The sequence below is a fragment of the Haloarcula terrestris genome, from assembly GCF_031624315.1.
Taxonomy (GTDB): Archaea; Halobacteriota; Halobacteria; order Halobacteriales; family Haloarculaceae; genus Haloarcula; species Haloarcula terrestris.
On record NZ_JAMQOM010000004.1, the window covers coordinates 180,581 to 206,437 of the forward strand.

Sequence of the window (25,857 nt, forward strand, 5' to 3'; positions counted from 1 at the left end):
TTTCTTATTCGGTCGGTCCAGCGGCGCTCTGGACCTGCCAGCCGCCGGCGACCCCACACGCCTCGCGCTCGATGTAGACGAACTCCGTGTCTTCGGTCACCGCCGCGCCACCGTCGACGGACTCGACCCGGAGCGGGAAATCCAGCGTGTCGCCACAGCAACCGACGCCGACGAACTCCGTCCACACGTCGCCCGTCTCAGCGATGTCACGTGTCTTCCGCAGGTACGCCCGGAACGGCGACCCCTCGACCTTGTCGCGGCCCCAGCCGCTGAGGTCCGCCGGGTAGGAGAGTTCGACCGTCGTAGCACTGTCTGGCATGTCTCAACATGCGTGACTGAGTACCATAGATGTACGGCACGGCGGATGTCAGCGGCAGTGATTGAGAAGGCTTATTCGCGCCCGTCTCACATCGTTCGGTCATGTTCGAGTTCGAGGTCCCGGAAGTCGATTACACCCAGTACTCGAACCGCCAGTTGGTGGCGGTTCCGCTGGTGGTACTCGGCTTGGCGCTCGCGGTCATCTTCGGGTGGTGGGTTGTCACCGGAGCACCAGTCGACCGGGGCATCGACTTTACTGGTGGAACAGAGTTAACAATCGGAACGAACGCCGAGTATACCAACGAAGAAATCAACTCGTTGTTCGACGAACCAACCGTCTCCGTGCAGGGGATTAATACTGGGACGGATGCGGAGTACGAGAATCAGTATGTGGTCACGTTCGATAACACTGTGAACACAGAGTCGGTTCGGACCACAGTCCAGTCTACCGAAGACTTGACACTCTTGGGAAGCGGAAACACATCACCGCTGTTTGGCGCACAGAACCAACGCCTTGCGGTCATCGGTGTCGGTGTGGCCTTCCTTGGGATGAGTCTCCTCGCTTTTGCCTTCTTTCGGACGTTTGTTCCGAGTATTGCCATCGTCGTGTCGGCCTTCTCTGACATTATCATCCCCGTTGCAATAATGAACCTTCTGGGAATCAAGCTTTCACTGGGTATCGTCGCTGCGTTGCTCATGCTGATCGGGTACTCCGTTGACTCAGATATTTTGCTGAACAATCACGTCCTTCGGCGCTCGGGTGGATTCTATGAATCCACTCGTCGGGCAATGCAGACCGGTGTGACGATGACCGTTACGTCCATCGCTGCGATGGCAGTAATGGCAATCTCGGCCACCGTATTTGGTATTGACCTGATGGCGGATATTGGGCTGATCCTGGTTCTCGGACTCACTGCAGACCTGATGAACACCTATATGCTCAACGTGACGCTGCTTCGATGGTACAAATATGAGGGGGTCAATCGATGAGTACGCTCAAAGAGAACTGGCGGGTCGTTATGCTCGTTACCTTACTGCTTCTCAGTGCCGTTGCACTGTTTGTGCCTGGTGTCCCGCCTGGGACAACGGGTTCTGAGGGCGCGGCAACCGACCGGTCGACGAATCTCAATTACGGCATTCAGCTTAGCGGTGGCACCCGCCTCAGAGCGCCGATTGTCGGGATTACAGCTGAGGGCATTAATGTCACAGAGGCAGATCGTGTGCAATTAGAGAGCACATTAGCTGACGCTCTTGACATCGATAGTATCGATGTCCGGGTCCGGCCACGGGGTCCTGACCGCCAGATGGGTGCCGTCGAGGTTGTCACAGAAAACGTTACGCAGTCGGAACTGCGCACTGCACTGGGGAACAACGGATATCAGCCGGAGACGGTGCGCGATGGTGTGACAGCGGAGACACGCCAAGAAATGGTCCGGAGTATCGACGAGAAGTTACGAACATCGGCGCTCAGCGGCGCATCGGTCCAGATTGTCAACGTTCCTGGTGGGGAGAACTTCATCAGCATCACCGCTCCCGACCGAGACCGTGAGGAACTGGTCGATATCCTGAACGAGCGCGGTGTGGTCAAAATATATGCCGTGTATCCGGGTGGCGAGGACGGGAGCTACGTCCGCGAAGAGGTCCTGCAGCGGGATCAGATGGATGATATTTCGGCCAGTACACAGTCAGAACAGAGTGACAACTGGGCGGTCTTCATTACAGTCCGGCCCGAAGCCGCCGATGAGTTCTCACAGCGGATGGTTGATGCCGGATTCGGTGACGGGGCAGACTGTGGTAACTATAACCACTCTGATATCCAGCAAACAGAGGGTGATGGGTGCTTGGTCCACACACTGAACGGCGAAGTCGTCACCGCCCGCGGAGTTCGGACAGACCTCGGACAGAGCTTCGCAAACGGTGAGTTCTCTAACAATCCGGTGTATATCGTCCCAACTAACGGCTCTGAGCAGGCTAACGAGATCGCGCTGAACCTTGAGGCCGGGCAGCTTCCTGCACCGCTTGACCTTTCTCAGGACTCTGGGGCCTCTCTTGACCCAGCGCTGGCCGAACGATTCAAGCAGAACTCCCTGGTAACGGGGTTGATCGCAGTTCTAATGGTCAGTCTCGTTGTGTATGTCCGGTACAAACGAGCGGAAGTCGTCATCCCGATGATCGTCACCGCGCTGTCGGAGGTGTTCATCCTCCTCGGGTTCGTCGCCTTCGTCCAGTATCCGCTGAACCTCTCGCATCTGGCCGGGTTCATCGCGGTCATCGGAACGGGGGTGGACGACCTCATCATCATTGCCGACGAGATCCTCCAGGAGGGGAAAGTCGAGACCGGCCGCGTGTTCCAGAGCCGCTTCCGCAAGGCGTTCTGGGTCATCGGCGCGGCCGCGGCGACGACGATCATGGCGATGAGTCCGCTGATGGTCCTGCCACTCGGTGACCTCTCCGGGTTCGCCATTATCACTATCGTGGGCGTCCTCATCGGCGTGCTCGTGACGCGGCCGGCCTACGGTGACATCCTCCGGAACCTGGTGCTGGACGAGGACTGAACTGCTATCACTGGTCGGCTTCAGATCGAATCTCGTGTTTTAGAACTCGCCCAGCGACGCCTGTTCGGCCGCCGCCAGCACGTCGTCACACGTCGACCATGATCGGCGAGCACACGCCGGGAGCGCCCCGTGGTGGTCGACGTAGTCCGCCAGGAACGCCCGCGTTGTCGGGTCGCTGGGATAGCCAGACCCCACGTCACCGTACGTCTCTGCCAACTCCGCGACGTGTGCGTCGCGGGCCACCTTCGCGATAATCGAGGCCGCACCGACCAGCGGGTCCGTCTCGTCGGCTCCGTGTTCCGCGGTCACCGTCACGTCGGCGTCGACCCTATCGGCGACTCGGCGACCGAACCGCGCCGCGTCGGTGTCGCCGGCGTCGACCATGCCCGACAGGCTGTCCTGAGCGACCGCCGACAGTGCCTCGGCCTGTGCCTCGACGGTCAGCGTGTTCATGTCCGTCTCGTCGGCGTCGATGCGCTCGACCGGAATCTCGACGACACCGACGGCGTCGGCCGATTCACGGATGTCAGCGGCGAGTCGCTCGCGGCGCTCTGGCTTGATATTCTTCGAGTCGCCAACACCCTCCGGTAGGGCCGCCGGGTCGGCCCGGACGGCGGCGGCGAACATCGACCCCAGCACCGGCCCTTTTCCGGCCTCGTCGACGCCAAATCGCATGGCTGTCTTCTGGATAGCACCACAAAAACAGCTTCCGGTTGGACGGCGGTCCCGCGCTACTCCTTGAGGAACTCGTCTTTCGCGAACGGTTCGTCCTCGCCCTGTACGTCGATTACGTCGAGGGCTGTCACCACGGCATCGGTATCGAGCAGGCCGGCCAGGCTCGGTTTCGTGCGGCCCTCGTCGCTGGAGACGAGTTCCTTCACGTACAGCCCGCCCTCACCGTGGATGCGGAGTTCGGCGTGGCGGTCGTCGGTCAGTTCGCCCGCGGCGTCGTACACCGTCCGCGTCCGGGTGATGTCGGCCCGGCGGTGGGTGACCCGCTGGGGCGTCTCCTGCTCGATTGTCGCGCCGTCCAGTTCGGCCAGTGCGTCCTGCAGAGCGTCGGCGTCGACCGGCGCGCCGAATTCAACGTCCATGCGGTAGGTCTTGGAAGCGTCCAGTTCCTTGACGCGCTCGACCATCTCGTGGGTCGCCAGGTGGAGGTCCGTCACCTCGACTTTCCCGTCGGCGAAGGCGTTGATGTCGGCTTCGAGCTCCCCGGTGTCAACGTCTCGCTTGCGCGGTTCCATCACCTCGATGACGAACGGGCGGCCCGAATCGAGCATTCGGGCATCCACGTCCTCGCGGCCAGCGCCGTGGAACACCGCCTCCTCGCCGTCCATCGCTTCCTGCACGACTGGCGCGGACAGTTGCTCGACGCTCTCGTCGTAGCGGTAGCCGCTGCCGCCACAGCCGTCACAGGGTTCGCCCTGCCACAGCCCGGTCCCGTTGCAGTCGTTGCAGGGCCACTTCGTCTGGGGGATGTCCCGTTCGAGTTTGCGGTAGCGGCCGTAGACGAACGCGGAGTTGACGTGGGTCTCTACCTCGTCCGTGGCGAGGTCGAGCGTGAGTTGGACTGCCGGTCGGCCGAACTCCACTTCCGCGCCGGTCAGGTCGCCGATCCGCTTGCCGACCTCGCGGTTGAGTTCGGTCTTGAGTGCCTCGCCGGCGTCGGGCTCGAGGCCCACGTCCTCCCGGAGCAGTTCGTCGTTCTCTTCGAGCAGCGGCGGCACTTTCGTCCCGACCTGGTAGGTGTCAAAGTCGTAGCCCCGGACCGCGGTTGCGGCCTGTTCGGCCCACCAGTCGAAGCGGTCACACTCGCCTTCGCAGACCCAGCAGTCCTCGCTCTCCTCGAAGGGGTCGTCGTCTGCCAGCGCGAGCGTCACCCGCAGGGCGTGACCCCGTTCGGCGTTGGCCAGCCCGAAACTCCGGTCGGCGAAGAGTCTGCCGAGACAGGAATCACACAGCGGCCCGGTCGCAAGCGCCGCACGGGCGTCCTCAAGTATGCTCATTGCCTGAGCCGACGCGTCGCCCCCGTAACTGCGTTTCGACCTCTTGGTCGCGCAGGCCAAGCGGACCTGCGACCCTGCTCCCCCTCACCCGTCGGTCACGCCGCCGTCGGCCACGCCGCTCGACGGCGATTGGTCGAACAGTTCGCCCGGGATCTCTTCGGCCGAGATTGAGACGGACCGCTGGGGGAACGGGATTTCGACGCCCTCGGCCTGGAACCGCTTGTAGATCGCGCTGTTGAGTTCGTGGGTCGTGCGGGCGGTCAGTGCGGGGTTGCCGACCCAGCACAGCAGCTCGAAGTTCAGCGCGGAGTCGCCGAACTCTCGGAAGCGGACCCGCGGGCTGGGGCGGTCCTGAACGAGGTCTTCGGCCGCGGCCAGTTCCAGCAGAATCTCCTCGACATGGTCGATGTCCGTTCCGTAGGCGACGCCGATGGGGACTCGAATCCGGCGCTTGCGTCTCGGCGTCGACTCGTTGACGATGGCGGCGTTGTTGAGCTTCGAGTTCGGGACGGTGACGAGGATGTCGTCGCGGGTGCGGATGACCGTCGAGCGCACGGAGATATCCTCGACGCGGCCGCGTTCGCCGGTTTCGAGGACGACGAAATCGCCGACCGCGTACGTCCCGTCGAGATACAGCGACAGCGAGCCGAAGAAGTTCGCCAGTGTGTCCCGGGCCGCCAAGCCGACGATGATGCCCATAATCCCTGCCGAGGCCAGCAGCGGTGTCACGTCGATGTCCCAGAGGACCAGCAGGAGCAGGATGCCCCCGCCGGAGACGAGCGCGCTCCAGACGTTCTGGAGGATGGGAACCATCTGGCGGTCGATGTACGCCGAATCCGTGGCCATGCTCGACGCCCGGCGGCCGATGCGCAGCAGCGTCACCATCCAGACGACGACGATCAGCGAGAGCGTCCCGGCCTCAAGTGAGACAGCGACCGCCGGCCGGATGTCGTACACCTGCGCGCCGGCGTACGCGCCGCCGAGACCGACCGAGACGTACACGGCAGTGTGAACGCCTCGGAAGACGATATCGTCGATTTCGCCCTCGATGTGGGGTGTTATCCGCTTGAGCAGTCGGTCGCCCAGGACACGGATGACCAGCGCGAGCGCGACTCCACTGCCGACGAGCACCAGAAACCCTTGCCAGGCCGGCAGCCCCGACAGCAGGTCGACCACCCCGCTTCCCAGTTGCATACCCCCGCTTGGACACCGGCGGTATATATACTGCCACGTCGACGGCACGAACCGAACGGCCTTTGTCCCGCGGCGTCCGCTCCGTGGGTATGAACCCGATTCTCGTCGCTATTCTGCTGGGCCTGCTGCAAGGGGTATTGGAGTGGATTCCGGTCTCCAGCGAGGGCGGCGTCGCGCTCGCCTCGACGGTTGTCACCGGCGTCTCGCCCGCCGCCGCGACCCGCCTCGCGCTCTTCCTCCACGCAGGGACCGCTGTCGCGGCGACGGCCTACTACCGCACCGAGGTCCGGACGATTCTGCAGTCTATTCGGGACCTCTCACGCCGCCCGTTCGCCGACGAGACGGCGGACCTCTCGTTTATCGTCATCGCGACGCTGGCGACGGCCGTCACCGGCCTGCCGGCGTATCTGGTGCTCGACGCGGCTGTCTCAAATCTTGAGGGCGGACTGTTTCTGGCGCTGGTCGGTGGCCTGCTCGTCATCACCGGCCTGCTCCAGCGGTTCGCCGCGGCGCTGTCGCTGGGCGAGCGCGAGGTTCCGGACGGGCTCGACGCTGTGCTGGTGGGCGTGCTGCAGGGACTGGCTATTCTCCCCGGTGTCTCTCGGTCCGGGACGACGGTGAGTGCCCTGCTGCTCCGGGGCCACGAGGGCGAGTCGTCGCTTCGGCTCTCGTTTCTGCTGTCGATTCCGGCCGCACTCGCCGCGAACGTACTGGTTCTCGTCGACGACGGTGTCCCCGCAATCGATCCGTTGCCGGCCGTCGTCGCACTCGTCGTGAGCGCCATCGTCGGCTACCTCACCGTCGGCGCGCTGGTCCGGCTGGTGCGGCAGGTCCCGTTCTGGGCGGTCTGTACGGTGTTTGGTGGCTTTGGTGTCGTGGGCGGCCTGCTCGTCGCGCTGTGAGAGCGGTGCTGGAACTTATTTATCCTTCGGCGTCAAATCAGTAGTACCAGCGGCTATGAGTGGTGACGAACGCAAGCTAGTCGACACATCGGGGGACTTCCAGTACGTCGTCCGCGACGGCGACCCCGTGGCCGATCCGAAATGGCAGTCCTGCCGGCTTATCGTCACCAACAAGCGGCTTATTCTGGCGACGAACGGCTCGAAACAGCCGATCCCGCATTCAAATATCTCTCTGCCGTCCAACCCTGACGATCTGGTTCCCGACGGCGGGACCGGCGGTGCGACCGCACTGGAGGTTGGCAACAACGTCCTTCTCGTCGACACACCGAATATGGACGACTTCGAGACGGAATACGTTCGCGCGACGCTGCAGGGCGAGGTCATCCTCGCGCGCCAGCAGGCGGTCGTCGGCGGCGTCGTCCAGGAGGACGCCGAGTGGAGCAAGGCACGGTTTCAACTGGATGACGATGTCATCCGCCTCCAGTTCCCCGGTGGCAAGAGCATGTCCTTCGAGATCGAGGATGTCGGGACCATCGAAACCGGGACCAGTACCGTGATGGGCCAGGAGCGGGAGGTCATCGAGGTCGAACACACCGACGACGAGGACCGCAGCGTCGAAACCCACATCTCGGGGATGGACCACCACACCCGGGCGCTAAAGACGCTGTTTACCCGCGTCATCGAGGGCCGCGAGGACGATTACGAGCTCTCGGAGATGGAGAGCCAGGTGTTGATGGCACTGTACTCCGGCGTTTCCCCCTTCGAGATGTCTGATTTCGTCGGGACCAGCCCCGACGAGGTCGAAGAGATCTATCAGCGACTCCTTGAGATCGGTGCGGTCGATGAGGTTCGGGTCCGCACCGAAGTTGCGCTGAACGCGCAAGGGCGGAATATGGCGAGTGAAGCGATGAGTGAGAAATAGAGAGGCGCTCCGCGCCACAGAACGAACGGCGAAGCCGTGAGTAGCGAGGGGCGCGAACGTAGTGAGCGGCCCTCGAAGCGAGCGGGGAGCAACGCGACCCGCGAGAAGTAGGGCGGCGCTACGCGTCGCTGATTGCCCCTCGTCTTACACGGCCCCTACAAAAAACAGGCGGGGACCGCGCGTCGCCCGGGGCCGTAGGAGGACGGCCGAACGGCACGTCCAGTGTGGCCCACATTGCCCGCAAGCGGGGATCGTTTGCGGTGTGACCCAGGCGGACTCGTGGGCCGCTCGCGTCTCCCTGTCGGTCACTCACCCAGGTAGTCAACGTCCGCAGCCTCCGTCACCGACAGCCCATCGGGGAGTTCGGACTCCGGGATCGGCGTCAGGGTGAGGACTTCGCCCGCCTCAGTCTGGACCCACTCCTGTCCCGTTTCCTGGCTCCAGTCGTGTGGTTCCCAGAGCCCCGATTCGAAGCGCATCCAGATGTCGAGACCACTGTAGTACTCTCCCGTCGAACTTTCGTATATCATTGCTGGTTCCACAGCGTCCGCTGCCGTCGAACAAGTCAATGGATCTACATTGTCTTATTACTACCGGCGGAGCCGAAATTCGCCGGGCTTGAGCATAGAGGGGTGCTTGGATAGCACAGGTGTGCCGGTAGTTGGGCCACAGTATGTGTATTTTTCACATGGGTAACGCAAGCTAGGGGCGAATTTACGCCGCGAAAAACTGATTCCGACCTACTGCTGTTCCATCGCCAGCTCCAGCGACCAGAAGAAGCCGTAGTACGCGACGACGCCGCCGGCCAGCGTCAGGTAATAGACCCACTGGGGAGCCGACAGCAGGTCGAAGATGACACTCACGGCGGTCACCCAGGCGATGGCGAACACGAGGTCGACGAACATGCCCCGCTTGTGGTCGCGCACGTGATCGCGGAGGGTGTCGACGACGCTCATCGTCGGCCCCGCGTCGTCCGTGGCAGTTGTGGTCGGTTCAGTTCCATGCTAGTCACTCGTCGATGGCGGTTTCGCCGTGCACGTCGACGACGAGCACCGGCAGCCGGGTCCGTCGCAGTACTTTCTCCGTGACGCTGCCGAGGATGACGCGTTTGAGGCCCGAGCGGCCGTGAGACCCCATCACGACGAGGTCGATGTCGTTGTCCTCAACGAACTTCCGAATCGCGCGGGCCGGCTCGCCGGCGGTAATGTGCTCTTTTACTTCGATGCCGTGTTCGGCGGCACGGTCGCGGACGTAGCCGGTGGCTTCGTCGGCGTCTTCCTTTATATCGGTCATCTCCTCCAGGTTCCCCTGGCGGATGCGGTCGACCTGCTCGGTGCCCAGCGAGTAGCTGGTGGCGTCGACATCGACGACGTACAGCGCGTGAACCGTTGCGCCGTACTTCGAGGCGATGTCGACCGCCTGATCGACCGCGTTTTCGGCGGTGTCGCTGCCGTCGGTCGGAACGAGGATGTTGTCGTACATGGGTTTAATCGTCTGCGGGAGTGCCGCCACTGGTGCTGTCGCCGACAACGTCTGCGGCGGTCTCCTGTTGCCCCATCGGTTCGGGGCTGTGACACTGTCGAACCATCTTCTTGGTCTCCAGTGGTGGTTCGGGCGTCGCCAGCGAGACGGCGATGGTGACGATGAACACGACTGGCGTCCCGATCAGCGCAGCGCCGATTGGCGGGACGTACTGGGAGTATATCGGGACGAGCGCGCCGCTTTCACCAGTAGCTGCGCCGAGCGCGCCGATGTAGTTCGGCAGGACGCTGTTGATAATCGAGGTGATCCAGATAAGCAGGCCGAGCACCATCCCGGCCAGTGCGCCCTGGCGGTTCGTGTTCTCCCACCAGAGGCCCAGGAAGAACATCGGGAACAGCACGACGCCGGCCAGCGAGAACGCGTAGGCGACCAGTTCGCCGATGAGCGCCGGCGGGTTGAACGCGGTCACCGTCACTAGCGCGCCCATCCCGATGATCGTCGCGCGGCCGATGAGCACCTGCTGGCGCTGGGTCGCCTCGGGGTTGATCAGTTCAGTGTAGATGTCGTGTGCGACCGCGGAGGAGGCCGTGATGAACAGCCCGGCAGTCGTTGCGATGGCGGCGGCCATCGCACCGGCGGCGACGAGGCCGACGAACCACGTCGGAAGGTTGGCGAACTGTGCGGCGAGGACGACGATCACGTCACCCTCCGCGCCGGACATACCGCCTTCCGCGGCGTAGGCGCTCGCACCCGTCGTTGCTTCGAAGAGGTCGACGCCGAAGGCCGCCATTGCGGGCGACGCCCAGTACAGCAGGAGGATGAAGAACAGCCCCCACACGCAGGACCAGCGGGCGACGCGCTCGCTTCTAACCGTGTAGAACCGGACGAGGACGTGCGGGAGGCCGCAGGTCCCGACGATGAGCGAGAACGCTGTCGCGATCCAGAGGTAGAACGGCTGGTTCACGAACGGCGCGGAGAACTCGCGGCCGAGGTCGGCGATCAGTGCGCCGTACTCGACCTGCGGGAGTATCGTCGAGTACCCCTGTGAGAAGCCGACGACGTACACGCCCGCGAGGAACGCGACGATGAGGATCGTGTACTGGACGGCCATGTTCTTGGTCGCGCCCAGCATCCCCGAGAGCGCGAGGTAGCCGACGGTGATCGTCATCATCACGATAATCATTGGGATGATATCCAGTCCGAAGACGTACTGGCCGACCAGTCCCATGCCACGGGCCTGCCCGACGGAGTAGACGTACGCGATGAGCAGCGTCGTGAACGCGGCCAGCGCGCGGGCGGTCGGCGAGTTGAACCGGTCACCGACGAAGTCCGGCGCGGTGTATTTCCCGAACCGCCGCATCTGAGCGGCCAGGAAGATGAGCAGGATGAAGTAGCCAGTCGTCCAGCCGACGATGAACGCCAGGCCGTAAAAGCCCGAGAGCGCGACCAGGCCGGCCAGCCCCAGATACGACGCGGCGGACATCCAGTTCGCGCCGATAGCCATCCCGTTCTCGATGTTCCCGATGCCGCGGCCGGCAACCCACATCCCCTCGGTGTCGGCCACCTTGAACACGTAGCCGATGACGAGGAACGAGGCCATCATCAGGAAGACGATGATCGCCGGGACGAGTTTGAACGAGATGTCCAGCGCCTCGGCCTGCATTGGGACCGTCACTGCTCGACACCTCCGTCAGCGGCCGTCGCTTCGCTACCCTCGGGAGCCGCGTTCTCGACGGAATCGGGCTCTATTCCGTACTTCTGATCGAGCCGGTCCCGGTAGCGCGTGTAGACGACCGCCAGGATGAGCGCACCCGTCGGCGCGCCCAGCGAGACGAGGAAGTAGTGCAGGGGGAAGCCGAATAGGGGCGTCTGCACGGTCATCATCTCCGGCGCAATAGCGGTCATCGTCACTGGCCCGAACACGACCAGCGCCCAGAGCACGAAACTACTCCAGATGATCTTCAGGTGGTCGCGCATGAACGGCGTGCTCGGCCGTAACAGGTTCACCTCCCTGTCGAGGTAGTCGATGTCTTCGTGAGCGGCTTCCGTGCCGCCGTCTGGTTGGATATTTGACTCTTTCCGGTCCGCGGGCGTGTCTCTTGACATAGGTTTGAATGCTTGAAAATTCGTGGTACTGTTCGCTGCTACGGCTCAGTCACCCTGGACTTTGGTCGCGATATCACTGACAACCTCAGGGTTTCGAAGGGTGCTCGTATCGCCCAGCTCCTCGCCGTTGGCGATGTCTTCCAGCAGGCGGCGCATGATCTTCCCGGAGCGGGTCTTCGGGAGTTCCGGTGTGAAGATGACGGCTTCCGGTCGGGCAATCGGTCCGATAGCGTCCTCGACGCCCTCGATAATCGCACTGCGCAGTTCCTCGGTCTCCTCGTAGCCATCCTCGGTGATGACGTAGGCGTACACTGCCTCGCCTTTGATGTCGTGGTCTCCACCGACGACGGCGGCTTCGGCGACGCCCTCGACGCCGACGATGGCGCTTTCGATCTCCATCGTTCCGAGGCGGTGGCCGGAGACGTTGATCACGTCGTCGACGCGGCCCAGGACGGTGATGTAGCCGTCCTCGTCGATCTTCGCCCCGTCTTCGGGGAAGTACACCCAGTCGTCGGGGTCGTCGCTGTCGGTGTCAGAGTACTCGGCCCAGTACTCGTCGATGAACCGCTCGTCGTTCTTGTACAGCGTCCGGAGCATGCCGGGCCACGGTTTGTTGACCGTCAGGTAGCCGGCGCGGCCGGGCTGTACTTCCTCGCCCTCGGTGTCGACGATACGTACGTCGTTGCCCGGCAGTGGCGGGCCGGCTGACCCGGGTTTCATGTCTTTGACGCCGGGCAGTGTCGTTATCATCATGCCACCGGTCTCAGTCTGCCACCAGGTGTCGACGACGGGGCACTCCTCACCCCCGATGTGCTTGTAGTACCACTTCCAGGCGCGGGGGTTGATCGGCTCGCCGACGGTGCCCAGCAGGCGCAGGCTGGAGAGGTCGTGCTGCTCGGGGTACTCCTTGCCCCACTTCATGAACGCGCGGATGGCCGTCGGCGCGGTGTAGAGCTGGTCGGCCTCGTATTCCTCGACGATGTCCCAGAGGCGGTCCTTGTCGGGGTAGTCCGGCGTCCCCTCGTACATCATCGTCGTCGTCCCGAGCGCGAGCGGGCCGTAGACGATGTAGGAGTGGCCGGTGATCCAGCCGATGTCGGCCGAGCAGAAGTACGTATCTTCGGGTTTGATGTCCAGTACCGCTTGCGAGGTCCAGGCTGCCCAGGCGAGGTAGCCCCCGGTGGAGTGTTTGACACCTTTCGGCTTTCCGGTCGTTCCGGAGGTGTACATCAAGAACAGCATGTCCTCGGCGTCGCGGTCGACCGGCTCGACCGTCGCACCCTCGTTGTCGGCGATGATGTCCTCGAAGGCGACCTGGTTATCCGCGTAGTCGTGGTCGAAGCCGTCGCCGTCCATCAGCCGCTCGGCGACGATGGCGCGTTCGACCTCGTGGTCGACACCGCTCAGGCCCTCGTTGGCTTTGTCGAGGTGGTCGAGTGGGTCCCCGCGGCGGTAGTAGCCGTCACAGGTGACCAGATACTCCGAGTCGGCGGAGTTCATCCGTGTCGCCAGCGCGTCCGCAGAGAAGCCGGCGAACACGACGGAGTGAGGGGCACCGATGCGAGCGCAGGCCAGCATCGCAATCGGGAGCTGCGGGATCATCGGCATGTACATCGTGACGACATCGCCTTCGCCGACGCCCATCTCCCGCAGGCCGGCCGCGAACTCGTTGACCTTCTGGTGGAGTTCCTCGTAGGTGTAGGTGATGTTGTCTTCCTCGACCGGTTCCCCGACCCACTCGATAGCGGCCTCGTCGCCGCGCTCCGCCAGGTGTCGATCCAGACAGTTCGCCGACGCGTTCAGTGTCCCGTCGGTGAACCACTCGTAGAACGGCGGGTTCGAGTCGTCGAGTACCTGGTCGTAGTCCTCCTCCCAGTCGAGGAGGTCGGCGGCTCCTTCCCAACACTCCGGCCAATTCTCCTCGAACTCCTCGTAGATACCCTCGTCAGTGAGGTTCGCCTGCTCGGCGAACGACGCCGAGGGCTCGAAGACCTCCTGTTCTTCGAGCCGCGCTTCGAGTTGAACATCTTCATCTGACATAGTCTATCATCAATATTTCATAGCGGCCATATAAACAGGGGGTCTAACTACGATAACACGAAACATAGGGTCAGTTGTCGACCGGTCGCCGGCGCTCTGTCGGTCTGTCGTCGAAAAACGCGGTCAGTACCTTCTGTTGGGCTTTCCTGAGGTGGTTGTGTAGCGTCGGCGACGACACGTCTAGCGAGTCCGCTAACTCCTCGGCGGTCGACCCGCGGGGCCACTCGAAGTAGCCGCTGTGGTAGGCTGCCCGGAGGACGGTCTCCTGTTGCTCCGAGAGCTGATCGCTCAACCGGTCGCGGAACCCTGTCTCTGTCTCGGCTGGGCGTTCTGTCTCCCGTTTCGCTGCTAAGGAGGTTTCCGGGTAGGCATCGGTGATTTCGCTGACGGTCGGTCTGATGTCGACTTTCCCGGGGAGTTCGACGGCGATAGTCGCCACGCCGTCGGCGGCTGTCACCGAACGGATGCGACCGCCGCGCTCGACCAGTGTGAGCGCCGGCGTGTCGGTGACGACGACCTCCAACAGCGCGCCGTCGCTGTGCTCTTCGAGGAGTCTGGCATCGGTCACACCGTCGTCGGTGTCCGCATAGGACAGGATCGAGTCGGCCGAAGCTCCCTCGACCGTCAGGTAGTACAGCAGCGACTGGCCGGCAACGGGAACGACGCCGGACAGTTCGACCGTACACTGCAATGCCGCGGAGACGCCGGCAGTAAAGGTCCGTTCGTCCGCACAGTGAAACTCGATCTCGGTCACTGTGTCGGCAAGCAGGAGACGCTTTCGCTCGGCCGCGACCTGTGCATGGCCGACCTGGACGCCGAGCGCTGCGAAGAGGGTACGTTCCGCGTCGGTGAGTCCCTCGTCTGTGCCGACTCCGATGACGCCGGACACGGCGTTTTCCCTGACGAGTGGGATCAGCGCGACCGGTCCGGTGCTGTCGTCGACAACCCGGATATCGCCTACGTCGAGCGCGGACCCGAACGACTCGATGTGGGCGTCGATCTGTTGCTCGACAGCTGTCTCGCCGATCTCTGCCGTCGCACGGGGTGTCAGTCCATCGCCGGTGCGTTCGGCGAGCCAGGCGAATTCGAAGCCCGCTGTCTCGGTCAGGTGGTCACAGACGGTCGCCGCGATGGCCTCCCCGGTCGCGGCGGCCGCAAGCCCCTCGCTGATTGCCCCGATCCAGTCGATGCTCTCGCGGGTCCCGCCCGGCGTCGCCCGCTCGTCGGGTCCGTCGATGGCCGTGACGATGGTTTCTCGGTCCGGTTCGTCGAGTAGCGGGCCGAGCCGGTCAAGGCGGTCCCAGCCACCGAGCGCACAGACGATGTCCGGCGACACACCGTCGTCCAGCAGGCTCGCTGCGAACCGCCACCGGAGGTCGCGCGAGGAGACCCCTTCCAGGTGCGGCGCGGTGTCTGCGGCGCGGTCGGCGACCTCGCTAACGAGCATCTGGAGCCGCCGTGGGGAGACGGCAAACAGCGGCTCGTCGTCTGCGTTCCCGGCCGCGTTCGCGTATTTCCGCATGTCGTGTTCGACTGACGCCGGGAGGTACGCCTCGCGTACAACTTCGCCGTCATCCCGAACGGAAAGCAGGAGGTGCCCCTCGAACTCGGTGATATCAGCCAACCGGACGGCCGTCATCTCCGCCGGGCGGAGCCCGACCTCCGCGCCAAGCCGGAGTACGAGATCGGCCCGGTGTGTCTCGGCCGCGCGACGGAGCTGTTCGTACCCCCGCTCACCGATCCGGTTCGCTGTCTCGTCCATCTTATTTCGGAAATTAATAGAATACCGAAATAAGTATTCCGGTCACGTAATGGTATCAGGGACGAAGCGAATGATAAAACAGTCCCTAAAGAGAGAAACACTCCGAAACCATTTCGCAATCAAAGAGAAAAACGAAATAACTATTTTGTCCTCGTCGTCGACTGGATCTCGCCGAGAATTTCGGGATTGCGCAGCGCACTGGTGTCGCCCAGGTCCTCATCGTTTGCCACCGCCGTCAGCAGACGGCGCATAACTTTGCCCGAGCGCGTCTTCGGGAGGTCAGGCGTGAACACGATCTTCTTGGGGCGGGCGATGCCGCCGATGGCATCGACGACGGCGTCTTCGATTGCGTCCCGGAGTTCGCTCTCGGCGTAGCCGTCTTCCGGGGACGCGAAGGCGTACACCGCCGTGCCGGTCCTCTCGTCGTCGGCACCGACGACGGCAGCTTCAGCGACACCATCGACACCGGCGACTGTCGACTCCAGTTCCTTGGTGCTGAACCGCCGGCCGGCGACGTTGATCGCGTCGTCGATCCGTCCGAGGAACGTGATATAGCCGTCCTCGTCGGCCGAGACGCTGTCTTCGGGGTAGTATCGCCATTTCTCGGCACTGTCAGATATGCTGCCCCAGTTCGTTCCGTCAAGGAGCGCGCGCGGCATCCCCGGCCAGGGGCGGGTCACGACGAGTTCGCCGGCCGTATTCGCTTCGACCGCCGTCCCCGACCGGTCCACGACGGACGCTTCGATCCCCGGTAGCGGCGTTCCCGCGGCCCCGGGTTTCATCTCGTCGATGCCGGGCAGCGTGGAGACGAGGATCGCGCCGGTCTCGGTTTGCCACCAGGTGTCGACGACCGGGCACTCGCCGCCGCCGATGTGTTCGCGATACCACTCCCAGGCGCGGGCGTCCATCGGTTCGCCAACCGTGCCGAGCAGGCGCAAACTAGAGAGGTCGTGCTTCTGGGGGTACTCCTCGCCCCATTTCATGAACGCCCGAACGGCTGTTGGTGCGGTGTAGAACACGTCGACAGCGTACTTCTCGATGAGTTCCCACAGCCGGTCTTTCTCGGGATGGTCCGCCGTGCCGTTGTACAGTACCGTCGTCGTCCCGAGCGCGAGCGGGCCGTAGACGATGTAGGAGTGGCCGGTGATCCAGCCGATGTCGGCCGAACACCAGTAGGTGTCCTCGGGCTTGATGTCGAGCACCGACCGGGCGGTCCAGGCGACGTGTGCGAGATACCCGCCGGTCGTGTGTGTGACGGCCTTGGGCTGGCCGGTCGTCCCCGACGTATAGATGCGAAAGAGCGGGTCGTCAGCCGCGCGTGGGACCGGCTCGATTTCGGCCCCTTCGTGGGCCGCAAGCAGGTCGTGGTAGTCGTCGTAGTCGTCGCCTAAATGCACGTCGCGGCCCAGTCGATCAAGCACGACAACAGACACCTCGTGGTCGACGGCGATGCGCGCGTTATCGGCCTTGTTCTTCTGTGCAACGGCGCTGCCCCGTCGGTAGTAGCCATCGCAGGTGATGAGATACGCCGAGTCGGCCCGCTCCATCCGCGTCGCCAGCGCGTCCGCGGAGAACCCAGCGAAAACGACATTGTGTTGCACGCCCAGCCGCGCACAGGCCAGCATGGCGACCGGGAGTTCAGGAACCATCGGCAGGTACAGCGTCACCACGTCGTCCGGCCCGACGCCGCGCTCGCGCAGCGCCGCGGCGAAGGCGTTGACTTCCCGGTACAGTTCGAGATAGGTGTAAGTTCGGGACTCGCCGAGATGCCCCTCCCAGACCAGCGCGAGTTGGTTCTTCCGCTCAGGGAGGTGCCGGTCGATGCAGTTGTAGGCGGCGTTTAACCGGCCGCCGGGGAACCACTCGAAGGGCGGGCCGTCCGTTCCCCGAAATACTGCTTCGAAGGGCGTCTCCCAGTCGAGCAACTCAGCGGCGTCGCGCCAGCAATCGGGCCATTCCCGTTCGAAGCGGTCATAGACAGCCGGGTCCGTCACGTTCGCCTGTTCGACGAACCAGTCCGGCGGTTCGACCGTCGCTCGCTCCGTGTAGGGCTGGTCCCGACCCGGTCCGTCACCCTGTGCCATCAATTGACAATACATCGGCGCACTCAAAAACCTCCTCTCTAATTATGTATGATTTTGCCCCAAGTGACTCAGCGACGACACGGCCGGCCGTTCTCACTTTCGACATTGGCGACGGAACTTATATTGAGTGCTGTGGTCAACAGGTGTACGAGAGGCCGGCACGGGGCATGAGCGACACCGAAAAGAAGATCGCCGATACGAAGGGGCAGTACCTACAGGCGGTCTCACAGGGCCAGCGGCTCACCGACGCCGAGTGGCGAAACTGTCGTATCGTCCTCACCACCGAGCGGGTCGCCCTGCTTGGCGACAATAAGCGACAGATTTCACTCACTGATATCGACCGTATCGCCGACCGATTCGACGTGAACCAACAGAGCGCCGGCGTCTCGGACTACATTGCACTCTACATCGGCGAGGACGTTGTCCTGGTTTCGGCGTCGGACCACGAGACGTTCGAGATCGATTTCTACCGAGCGAGTCTCGACGGCGCGATAGTGCTGGTCCAGCACCCCGCACTGAAAGGCGGTGTCGTCCAGTCCGCTGAGTGGACCAAAGGGCGGCTGAAAGTGACCGATGAGGCGCTGAAACTCGCGATGGCCGACGGGCAGGCCGTCATCATCGAACGGGCCGACATCGGCGACCTCGCCGTCGAGGAGAAGCAAGTCTCCGGCGAGGAGCGAACCGTCATTCAGGTCGAGCACAGCGAGGACGACATCAGCGTCGAAACGCATCTCGCAGGCGAGGAGTTCCACGCCACCGTCCTCCAGACAATGCTCGAAGACAGCGCCGAACAGAACCGCGCTGATCTAGATCTGAGTTCGACCGAAAAGCGTGTCATCATGGCGTTACACTCCGGCGTGTCGCCATTTGACATCCCGAACTTCGTCGGTATCGATGTCGAAAAGACCGAGGAAATCTTCGATCGTCTGATCGAACTCGACGTGATAAGCGTCCTCCGGGAGCGGACCGAAGTGAACCTGACGACGAAGGGGCGGCGGGTCGCTGGGGAGCGGATGGGCGAGCAGTGAGGATTTCGAGATCCTTTGGGACCGAGTGGTGGCTTCTGTAAGAGCGGTATAGCACTAGCAAAACAATTATTCGTCTGCTTCAGAGAGGATTCTCGAATAGAGTTCGTCAGAGATCCAGAAGCCGGCCTCTCGAAGGGAGTCGAGTTCTTGTCTCAACTCTATGTTACCAGCGTTGGCTTCCCGAAGTAGTATTCCGACGACCCCTGTCACTGTCAGGTCATGTCTGCGAGCAACTTCTCGGCCGTCTTTCTCATCTATAAGGATGAGGTCGGCATCTTGCTGGATAGCGTGACAGATAGCGGCGGTTTCACCGAGATCTAGTTCGTGAAAGATTTCGACGAACAGGTCCGACCGTTCCACCTCAACCACTGTGAGAAACCCGTCGGTACGCAGTCCACGAAGTGCGTCCAATCCTCTTTCGCCGTCAGTGAGTTCCTCCCAAACCTGATTGGGAACCGTGATACTCAGAAACTGCGATTTGAGCAAGGCAAACTGATCAATAAGTGCTAGATTCAGCAGTGGTGAGGTATCCGAGACTACAAGCTCATTATTTGGCATATTCGAGGTCTTCGGCAAGCTCAGCTTCGGTATAATGACGTGGAACTTCCCGCTCGCCGAGGAGTTCGTGGAACTCTCGTTTGGACAGTTCTGCTAACGCACGTGCCTTGCCGAACGAGAGAACATCTTGGGCGTAGAGTGAAACGGCCAACTCTTGTTTCATCGTCTGGGATCGGTCTTTTTCAGGGATTTGCAACGCCTCGTACACCTCCTCATCAATCTCGATTGTGGCCATATTTCTGTGTTGGTTAACCCGATTATTGAGTGTTTGGACGTTCTGCTTGTCCACCGTCTTCACCAAATTATTCTGTGGGAAACGATTTTATTTGGATAGATGACCGGATCTGGGCGCTCTGGGCGAGAGAATGCGTGTCTGGCGTAACAACTGTCTCGACTGTCCGGTTTTCACGCCAGAACTGGACATGCGTAGAGAGTATAGAGTACCCAATCTCAGTAAGGCCGCCATATTGAAGCCCCTCCTCCGCTTCCTACCGGTATGCACATCGACACGGCTGTGGTCCTCGCTGCGGGTGAGGGGACTCGCCTGCGGCCGTTGACGCGCAACCGGCCAAAGCCCATGTTGCCGGCTGCGAACCGCCCGATCCTCGAACACGTCTTCGACGCGCTGGTCGAGGCCGGCATCGAGAAACTGGTCGTCGTCGTCGGCTACAAGCGCGACCGGGTCAAGGGCCACTTCGGTCCGACTTATCGCGGCGTCCCGATCACCTACGTGAGCCAGACGAAACAACTGGGCAGCGGGCACGCTCTCCTCCAAGCGCGAAACGCTGTCGACGGCCCGCTTTTGGTGATGAACGGTGATCGACTCGTCGACGCGGCGACTATCGAGGCGGTAGACAGTTCCTACGCGGAGACCGGCCACACGAGTATCGCTGTTCTCGAACGACAGGACACCAGTCGCTACGGCGCGGTCGAGGTTCACGACGGCGACATCGTCGACATCGTCGAGAAGCCCCAACACGGCAACTTCAGGCTCATCAACGGTGGCGTCTATGCGTTCAACGGTGACATCTTCGAGGCTATTGACGAGACAACGCGCCACGCCGGCGAACTGGCGTTAACTGACACCATCGAACTCCTGATCGAGTCCGACCGCGTTCGGGCCGTTGAGGTCGACGGGATGTGGGTCGACGCGACCTACCCGTGGGACCTGCTGACAGTCGCCCGCGAGGTGCTGGCGCGAGGGCGGGTCGTCGAATCGGCCCGCGACGAGCAGGTCTGGGTCGACAGCTCCGCGCGCGTCCACGACGAAGCCGTCCTCCAGTCACCGGTCGTCATCGGGCCGGACTGTGAAATCGGGCCGGACGCCGTCATCGGTCCGGACGTGGCGCTCGGGCGCAACGTCACCGTCGGGGCTAACAGCGTCGTCCAGCACTCCGTGCTCGATGCGGACACGCGTGTCGACCCGAGTTCGACCCTCGTCGACACCGTTACGGGTCAGGACACGAACCTCGGCGTCAACACGGTCGTCCCCGGCGGCCCGGCCGACGTACAGGTCGGGACAACGGTGTTCGAGAACCAGCGGCTCGGCGCGGTCATCGCGGACCGTGCCACGGCGCTGGGTGACGTGAGCTTCGTCCCCGGATCGCTCGTGGGTCCCAATGCTCGACTCGCTACCGGCGTGACGGTCGATGGGACTGTCCGTGAAGGCGCGGAGGTGGTCCGCTGATGTGCGGTATCATCGGTTGTGTTGGCCGCGGCGATGAGACCCTCGATACGCTCGTTCACGGCCTCTCGAAACTGGAATACCGCGGGTACGACTCCGCCGGTGTCGCGCTGGCGAACGGCCATATCGACATGTGTAAACACTCCGGCAAAATCGCTGATCTGCGCGAGGCCCTCTCTGACCGAACGCTCTCGGGTTCGGTCGGCATTGGCCACACCCGCTGGAGCACGCACGGCCCGCCGACCGACGAGAACGCTCACCCACACCAGGACTGCACCGGGGATGTCGCGGTCGTCCACAACGGCATCATCGAGAACTACCAGTCCCTGCGGGACGAACTCGTCGGGGCCGGCCACACCTTCACCTCCGACACCGACACCGAGGTCGTCCCCCATCTCATCGAGGACGCACTGAAAGGTGGTGCTGATCCCGAAGACGCCGTCAGAGAGGCGATCAGTCGCCTCGACGGGAGCTACGCCGTCGCCGTCGTCATCGCCGGCTGTGACTCGGTGTTCGCCGCGCGCAACGACTCGCCGCTCGTCCTGGGCATCGGCGAGGACGCGACCTACCTCGCGAGCGACGTGCCCGCCTTCCGGGACTTCACCGACAAGGTCGTCTACCTCTCCGACGGCGAGTTCGCTCGGCTCAACGGCGACGGCTGGACCGTCACCGACACCGACGGCACCGTCATCGAGAAGGACATCGACACTGTCCAGTGGGACCCCGAGGAGACCGGCAAGAGCGGCTACGAACACTTCATGCTCAAGGAGATCCACGAGCAACCGCGCGCGCTCCGGCAGTGTTTGCGGGGCCGCGTCGACGAACTCGCCGGAACAGTCGACATCGGCGATCTCGGTGACCTCTCCCCGACCGGCGTCCAGTTCGTCGCCTGTGGGACCTCGTATCACGCAGCCCTGCACGGCGCGCAATTGTTCCGTGAAGCGGGTATCCCCGCGCAGGCGTTCCTCGCCAGCGAATATGCGACCGCGACGCCGCCAATCGGCGACGCGCTCGTCGTCGGCGTCACCCAGAGCGGCGAGACCGCCGACACGCTTTCGGCACTTCGAGCCGCTCGTCGCCGCGGCGCGCGGACGCTGGCCGTAACCAACGTCGTTGGGTCGACCGCGGCCCGCGAATGTGATCACGCGCTGTACATCCGCGCTGGCCCGGAGATCGGTGTCGCCGCTACGAAGACGTTCGCTTCGCAGCTAACCGCACTGAACCTGCTTGCACTCGGAACATCCACGACTGGTGACGCTCGGCAGGTTATCAGCGCGCTCCGTGACCTCCCTGGTCACGTCCAGGAGATCCTCGACGAATCCGCCGCCCAAGAGGTGGCCGAACTGTATCAGGCCGCGAATGCCTACTTCTTCATCGGCCGCGGCTACCAGGAGCCCGTGGCGCTCGAAGGTGCACTGAAGATGAAAGAGATCACGTACAAGCACGCCGAGGGCTTCGCCGCGGGCGAGCTGAAACACGGGCCACTGGCGCTCGTGACCGAGAACACACCCGTGTTCGCTATCGTGACCGGCGACGACGAGCGCGCCCGCAAGACGATCGGAAACGTCAAAGAGGTCGAGGCGCGGGACGCACCGGTGGTCGCGATTACCGACGGGCAAAGCGACGTTGAGCGCTACGCCGACCACGTGCTTGAGATTCCGGAAACCCATCCGCGGGCCGCCGCTGTGCTGGCGAACACGCATCTACAGTTAGTGTCGTATCACACGGCCGCGTTGCTGGGGCGGAATATCGACAAGCCGCGCAACCTGGCGAAAAGTGTGACCGTCGAGTGAACACCGCGTAGCCCGCTACTTGCGCTGATCGTTGTTTTCTGGCGGCTCCGGCGGTTCGAGGAGCTTCGCCACCAGCTGAATTGTTGCTGAAGCCGAGAGGACCTGCTCCAGCCGTTCTGCGACGGATGCGAGGCCGGAGTTCCGCCAGAACCGCGCGATCCGTGGCGCGATAGCATCGAGTACTGCGATGAACGGACCGACGGTGTACGTTTCGCGTAGATCGATGACAATAACATCCGGTTCCGGTTCTGCTGTGAGCCATCGGTAACACCAGGATGCCTTCGTTATTTCGACTATCCGTGCACAGACTGTACTGAGCACCGAAGTCTCGAACCCCCGTGAGAATGTATCAGAACTCGATTTGAGTATCGAACGCTCGAGACCCCTTGCGAACGCATCTGAGACCGACTTGAGTGCCGAGTTCTCGACAGCTGCCTTGAGTCGCTGTTTCATCATTGTAACCGCTGCTGTTTTGCTCATCGATAGCCCGAGACGACAGTCGCTCTGATCGTTACGGTTCCCAGATCCAGTGCTACGACGCGCCCCTGTTGGAGCGTCTGTCCTTTGAACGTGACACCGGTCTCAGTTTCTCGGACAGAGAGGTTTGCGGTAAACGTGACATCTTGCTGTACCGGATGGTCGCGCTCGTAGATGTCCCCATCCTGTCCGGAGATGACGACCGTTGCGTTCTCGCGCTGGACCTCGGTGATCCGTGCGGTTGTTTCACCGTCGAACGATTCCGTCATCCCCGGGACGATGCTCTCGGCGAGTAACGGTGACACACCTGTAACCTGTAGTTGGACAGTACGAGTCGCGGGTTGGCCACGCTGGGATGTCGTCCCGACTCGTATGATCTCTCCCTCAATGATGCCTGCGTCTGTCGGCAATGAAAGGCCCGCTCCTGGCCGGACCGTTGTCTCACCGAACTCCTGTCTATCGTTGTGCGATAGGGTCTGCAGCCTCAGCCCGAGGAGAACGGTCTTCTTATCCGGATTTCCAGTTCCGTATGTCGTCACTGACTCGATAGTGGCTGCTTCCCGTCCATCCACAAGAATTGACTGTCCAGCACTGACCTGTCTGGCATCGGTTTCTGACAGATTTGCTCTGACTAACACCTCTGTCTCGGTTGTGGTGACTTCGGAACTGCCACCGACTTCACTGATCGTTCCAGTCGCGGAGTACGTGTCGGTCTGAATCTCGAGCTGTCGGCCGTACCGTGGTGGCGCGCCGTTGTACTGGATGGTTTCTTCCGAAAGGGGGGCAGACAATTCAGCACGCACCACTGCCCGCGTAGACTCACCTTGCGGAGTCAAATGGATATCCGTGATTCTGAGGGTCGAATCTCCAGCCGGACTGTAGCTGTCCCCGATCGATATCTGCGAAATAACGTACTCCGGCTGTGAGCCGAGATCGAGCGTCACATTGGTCGTCCCCTCTGTTGGTGCTGCATCAGAATCGCCACCATCCGTTAGTACCAGGCTGACACCGGCGACAAGGACCGCGAGAACGAGCATAACGACAAGGGCATCGACGATGTTGACGACGCCAAACAGGTTCCCCTCGTCGTCGATGATTCCAGACGACTCTTCGATCGACTCCATACTGGCCCATTTCCCGGCCGATGTATGGCCTTTTCGTTTAATTCCCAGAACAGCTCTCTAACGGACGCTCCATCTTCTAGGATATCTATACATCTCGCCGACCACCCGACTCTGAATTTCTCCCTCAGCGAAGGATTGCTACCCGAATTGTAGCAAGAAGGTCGCCAAGTGTCTTCCAGATCTGACGGGTGACTAATTTCACGTCGAACCAGAAGGACTGTTTGCGAATGTACTTCAAATCGAGGCGGAGTTTTTCCGAAGGATTTGTGCTCTCGATATTATTGACTTGTGCCAGACCAGTCAGCCCTGGCTTGACGAACCACCGCTGGCGCCAAGACTGTGTATCAGCTTCTAACAGGGATTCTTCTTCCGTCCAGACCGCTCGTGGCCCAACCACACTCATATTGCCGACGAGAATCGACCAGAGTTGTGGGATTTCGTCGAGATGTGTTCGACGGAGAATCTTTCCGATATCAGTTATGCGGCTGTTTTCTTCGTCTTCTACCGGTGTTGCTGATTCCCCACCGGGAGTCATACTCCTGAATTTATAAATATTGAATGCTTCGCCGAATACCGCGGTTCGTTCTTGCGTGTAAAGAACCGGTCCGCCGTCATCGATTTTGATAGCTGCCGCGATCCCCACGATTACGGGCGATAGCACAATCAGTCCAACTGACGCAAACACGATGTCGAACGCTCGCTTGAGGATGTAATCCTGTATATCCCAGGGCTCGATTTCGACGCTGACCAGTGTTCCGACCCCACTGCTTGCCGTCAATACGGAGTTCGTATGGTCTCGGTGCACCTTCGCGTTGACACCGTACTCGTAACAGGCATCGAGTGCACCGAAGAACTCCGCTCGGTCTGCATGCTCAAATGCCAACACAACAGTATCGACATCGTACTCCACAAGTATGTCCTCGATCCGTGAGAGGCCGCCGAGTCGTTCCAGCCCACCAGCGTTGCTACCGCCGTCGGCAATGGCTTCAGATCTGGCGGGCGTCGTAAGCACGCTCGTCGGACAGAGATAGCCTAAGAGCGTCCCTTCAACCTCACTGGAGACCTCTTCGATCACCGTGAGATCATCACCGACAACGATGGTTCGCTCACCGTTCGTCGACGGCCGCTTCCGAATCCATACGAACCATACGGGCAAGACGACCAGCAGCAGCGGTGTCAATAGTACGACGGTCAAGCGTGGTAAGCGGTAGGTATAGTCGAAGTAACCGATTGTCGCCAAGACAAGAACTGCGACGAGCACCCGCTTTTGGGCTAGCGCAACGGCATCAAGAATCCGCCGCGGGCGAGGCTTGTACAGTGGGAGGAACACGCTGGCGACGACGACGACCGTGACGAGAAGTTCGAACGTAAACTCCGACCCCGCCGGTGGGTCGGCAGGGAGCCGTCTAAACAAGGGGACTGTGGTTGCGACTGACTGGACGGTAGCGTTGTTGACGAGTGCGACGGCAATCGCTGTCAGTGCCACAACGCCGGCCACACTCGCAACCCGATACCGCCAGCCACTATCCATTATCAGTGTGATTACCGAGTTCCGGGATAAGTCCTGCGTCCCCGTAGTCAAACATTGAAACCCTTCTAAGTGGTCGGGCGGACGCCTTGCCCCAAATGTACATCGTGATTATTGGTGAAAGTGACATCGGAGAGTCGGTCTTGCTTTGGAACACTCATCATGAGCGTATCTGCACAGTTATCGCAGCTGTTGCTCCGCCGGTTCCGCAAGCCTGTTCGTTCAGAGCATCTGCGAGAGTATCGCTTTTCCGGACCGCTTTCGTGACCCAGCTATTGTCTCGGCTCACTG

Annotated in this window: 24 protein-coding genes; 7 read left to right on the plus strand and 17 right to left on the minus strand. The window is 62.0% G+C overall.

Annotated elements, in window-relative coordinates:
• Positions 1–4: 4 nt before the first annotated feature.
• Positions 5–319 (minus strand): hypothetical protein, encoded by a 315-nt coding sequence (locus NDI54_RS11105; RefSeq protein WP_310896511.1) that lies wholly within the window; start codon positions 317–319, stop codon positions 5–7.
• Positions 320–420: 101 nt separating this feature from the next.
• On the opposite strand from NDI54_RS11105, the gene secF reads away from it, so the two are divergent.
• Together secF and NDI54_RS11115 are read left to right on the plus strand one after the other, a co-directional pair.
• A complete protein-coding gene (gene secF, locus NDI54_RS11110) occupies positions 421–1,308 on the plus strand; it encodes a protein translocase subunit SecF (RefSeq protein ID WP_310896512.1) in 888 nt (295 codons plus the stop codon).
• Positions 1,305–2,873: a preprotein translocase subunit SecD gene (locus NDI54_RS11115; protein WP_310896513.1), complete on the plus strand. Its 1,569-nt coding sequence runs from the start codon at positions 1,305–1,307 to the stop codon at positions 2,871–2,873. Before secF ends, NDI54_RS11115 begins: the two co-directional genes overlap by 4 nt.
• Before the next feature lie 39 nt (positions 2,874–2,912).
• Here NDI54_RS11115 and rnhB read toward each other — a convergent pair whose 3' ends face one another.
• The 3 genes from rnhB to NDI54_RS11130 all read right to left on the minus strand — a co-directional run bounded on the left by rnhB (position 2,913) and on the right by NDI54_RS11130 (position 6,076).
• The gene (rnhB, locus tag NDI54_RS11120) at positions 2,913–3,548 is read right to left on the minus strand and encodes a ribonuclease HII (RefSeq protein ID WP_310896514.1); all 636 of its coding nucleotides are present in this window, start codon (positions 3,546–3,548) and stop codon (positions 2,913–2,915) included.
• 56 nt (positions 3,549–3,604) lie between these two features.
• Positions 3,605–4,882, minus strand: coding sequence for a tRNA pseudouridine(54/55) synthase Pus10 (locus tag NDI54_RS11125; RefSeq protein ID WP_310896515.1), 1,278 nt, complete (start codon positions 4,880–4,882; stop codon positions 3,605–3,607).
• A gap of 84 nt (positions 4,883–4,966) precedes the next feature.
• Entirely contained in the window at positions 4,967–6,076 is a 1,110-nt protein-coding gene (locus NDI54_RS11130) for a mechanosensitive ion channel family protein (RefSeq protein WP_310896516.1), read from the minus strand.
• Positions 6,077–6,165: 89 nt separating this feature from the next.
• Between NDI54_RS11130 and NDI54_RS11135 the strand changes: the two genes are divergently transcribed.
• Positions 6,166–6,978: an undecaprenyl-diphosphate phosphatase gene (locus NDI54_RS11135; protein WP_310896517.1), complete on the plus strand. Its 813-nt coding sequence runs from the start codon at positions 6,166–6,168 to the stop codon at positions 6,976–6,978.
• 55 nt (positions 6,979–7,033) lie between these two features.
• Entirely contained in the window at positions 7,034–7,900 is an 867-nt protein-coding gene (locus tag NDI54_RS11140) for a CheF family chemotaxis protein (RefSeq protein ID WP_310896518.1), read from the plus strand.
• Positions 7,901–8,205: 305 nt separating this feature from the next.
• Here NDI54_RS11140 and NDI54_RS11145 read toward each other — a convergent pair whose 3' ends face one another.
• The 8 genes from NDI54_RS11145 to acs (NDI54_RS11180) all read right to left on the minus strand — a co-directional run bounded on the left by NDI54_RS11145 (position 8,206) and on the right by acs (NDI54_RS11180) (position 17,374).
• Entirely contained in the window at positions 8,206–8,430 is a 225-nt protein-coding gene (locus tag NDI54_RS11145) for a hypothetical protein (RefSeq protein WP_310896519.1), read from the minus strand.
• Between the two features lie 210 nt (positions 8,431–8,640).
• Positions 8,641–8,856 carry a hypothetical protein gene (locus NDI54_RS11150; protein ID WP_014039456.1) on the minus strand — a complete coding sequence of 72 codons (216 nt, stop codon included), beginning with the start codon at positions 8,854–8,856 and terminating at the stop codon, positions 8,641–8,643.
• Between the two features lie 52 nt (positions 8,857–8,908).
• The gene (locus NDI54_RS11155; protein ID WP_310896520.1) at positions 8,909–9,382 is read right to left on the minus strand and encodes a universal stress protein; all 474 of its coding nucleotides are present in this window, start codon (positions 9,380–9,382) and stop codon (positions 8,909–8,911) included.
• 4 nt (positions 9,383–9,386) lie between these two features.
• Positions 9,387–11,045, minus strand: a complete 1,659-nt coding sequence (locus NDI54_RS11160) for a sodium:solute symporter family transporter (RefSeq protein ID WP_406600180.1) — start codon at positions 11,043–11,045, stop codon at positions 9,387–9,389.
• Between the two features lie 8 nt (positions 11,046–11,053).
• Positions 11,054–11,488 (minus strand): DUF4212 domain-containing protein, encoded by a 435-nt coding sequence (locus tag NDI54_RS11165; protein ID WP_310896522.1) that lies wholly within the window; start codon positions 11,486–11,488, stop codon positions 11,054–11,056.
• A 45-nt stretch (positions 11,489–11,533) separates the two neighbouring features.
• Positions 11,534–13,528 carry an acetate--CoA ligase gene (acs, locus tag NDI54_RS11170; RefSeq protein ID WP_310896523.1) on the minus strand — a complete coding sequence of 665 codons (1,995 nt, stop codon included), beginning with the start codon at positions 13,526–13,528 and terminating at the stop codon, positions 11,534–11,536.
• A 70-nt stretch (positions 13,529–13,598) separates the two neighbouring features.
• A complete protein-coding gene (locus NDI54_RS11175) occupies positions 13,599–15,290 on the minus strand; it encodes a bacterio-opsin activator domain-containing protein (RefSeq protein ID WP_310896524.1) in 1,692 nt (563 codons plus the stop codon).
• A gap of 140 nt (positions 15,291–15,430) precedes the next feature.
• The gene (gene acs / locus NDI54_RS11180; protein ID WP_310896525.1) at positions 15,431–17,374 is read right to left on the minus strand and encodes an acetate--CoA ligase; all 1,944 of its coding nucleotides are present in this window, start codon (positions 17,372–17,374) and stop codon (positions 15,431–15,433) included.
• Between the two features lie 167 nt (positions 17,375–17,541).
• On the opposite strand from acs (NDI54_RS11180), the gene NDI54_RS11185 reads away from it, so the two are divergent.
• Entirely contained in the window at positions 17,542–18,402 is an 861-nt protein-coding gene (locus NDI54_RS11185) for a CheF family chemotaxis protein (RefSeq protein WP_310896526.1), read from the plus strand.
• Positions 18,403–18,468: 66 nt separating this feature from the next.
• Here the strand turns inward: NDI54_RS11185 and NDI54_RS11190 are convergent, their stop codons facing one another.
• Together NDI54_RS11190 and NDI54_RS11195 are read right to left on the minus strand one after the other, a co-directional pair.
• Positions 18,469–18,960, minus strand: coding sequence for a DUF3368 domain-containing protein (locus tag NDI54_RS11190; RefSeq protein ID WP_310896528.1), 492 nt, complete (start codon positions 18,958–18,960; stop codon positions 18,469–18,471).
• A complete protein-coding gene (locus NDI54_RS11195) occupies positions 18,950–19,195 on the minus strand; it encodes a UPF0175 family protein (RefSeq protein ID WP_310896529.1) in 246 nt (81 codons plus the stop codon). Before NDI54_RS11195 ends, NDI54_RS11190 begins: the two co-directional genes overlap by 11 nt.
• 261 nt (positions 19,196–19,456) lie before the next feature.
• Between NDI54_RS11195 and glmU the strand changes: the two genes are divergently transcribed.
• Both glmU and glmS read left to right on the plus strand, forming a co-directional pair.
• Positions 19,457–20,647 (plus strand): bifunctional sugar-1-phosphate nucleotidylyltransferase/acetyltransferase, encoded by a 1,191-nt coding sequence (gene glmU, locus NDI54_RS11200; RefSeq protein WP_310896530.1) that lies wholly within the window; start codon positions 19,457–19,459, stop codon positions 20,645–20,647.
• Positions 20,647–22,437 carry a glutamine--fructose-6-phosphate transaminase (isomerizing) gene (glmS, locus tag NDI54_RS11205; RefSeq protein ID WP_310896531.1) on the plus strand — a complete coding sequence of 597 codons (1,791 nt, stop codon included), beginning with the start codon at positions 20,647–20,649 and terminating at the stop codon, positions 22,435–22,437. The genes glmU and glmS overlap by 1 nt, the downstream gene beginning before the upstream one ends.
• Before the next feature lie 15 nt (positions 22,438–22,452).
• Here the strand turns inward: glmS and NDI54_RS11210 are convergent, their stop codons facing one another.
• The 3 genes from NDI54_RS11210 to NDI54_RS11220 all read right to left on the minus strand — a co-directional run bounded on the left by NDI54_RS11210 (position 22,453) and on the right by NDI54_RS11220 (position 25,569).
• Complete coding sequence (locus NDI54_RS11210) at positions 22,453–22,917, minus strand: hypothetical protein (RefSeq protein ID WP_310896532.1); 465 nt, start codon at positions 22,915–22,917, stop codon at positions 22,453–22,455.
• Positions 22,914–24,038: a DUF4330 family protein gene (locus NDI54_RS11215; protein ID WP_310896533.1), complete on the minus strand. Its 1,125-nt coding sequence runs from the start codon at positions 24,036–24,038 to the stop codon at positions 22,914–22,916. The genes NDI54_RS11210 and NDI54_RS11215 overlap by 4 nt, the downstream gene beginning before the upstream one ends.
• Positions 24,039–24,162: 124 nt before the next feature.
• On the minus strand, positions 24,163–25,569 hold the full coding sequence (locus NDI54_RS11220; protein ID WP_310896534.1) for a sugar transferase: 1,407 nt from the start codon (positions 25,567–25,569) through the stop codon (positions 24,163–24,165).
• Positions 25,570–25,857: the final 288 nt, after the last annotated feature.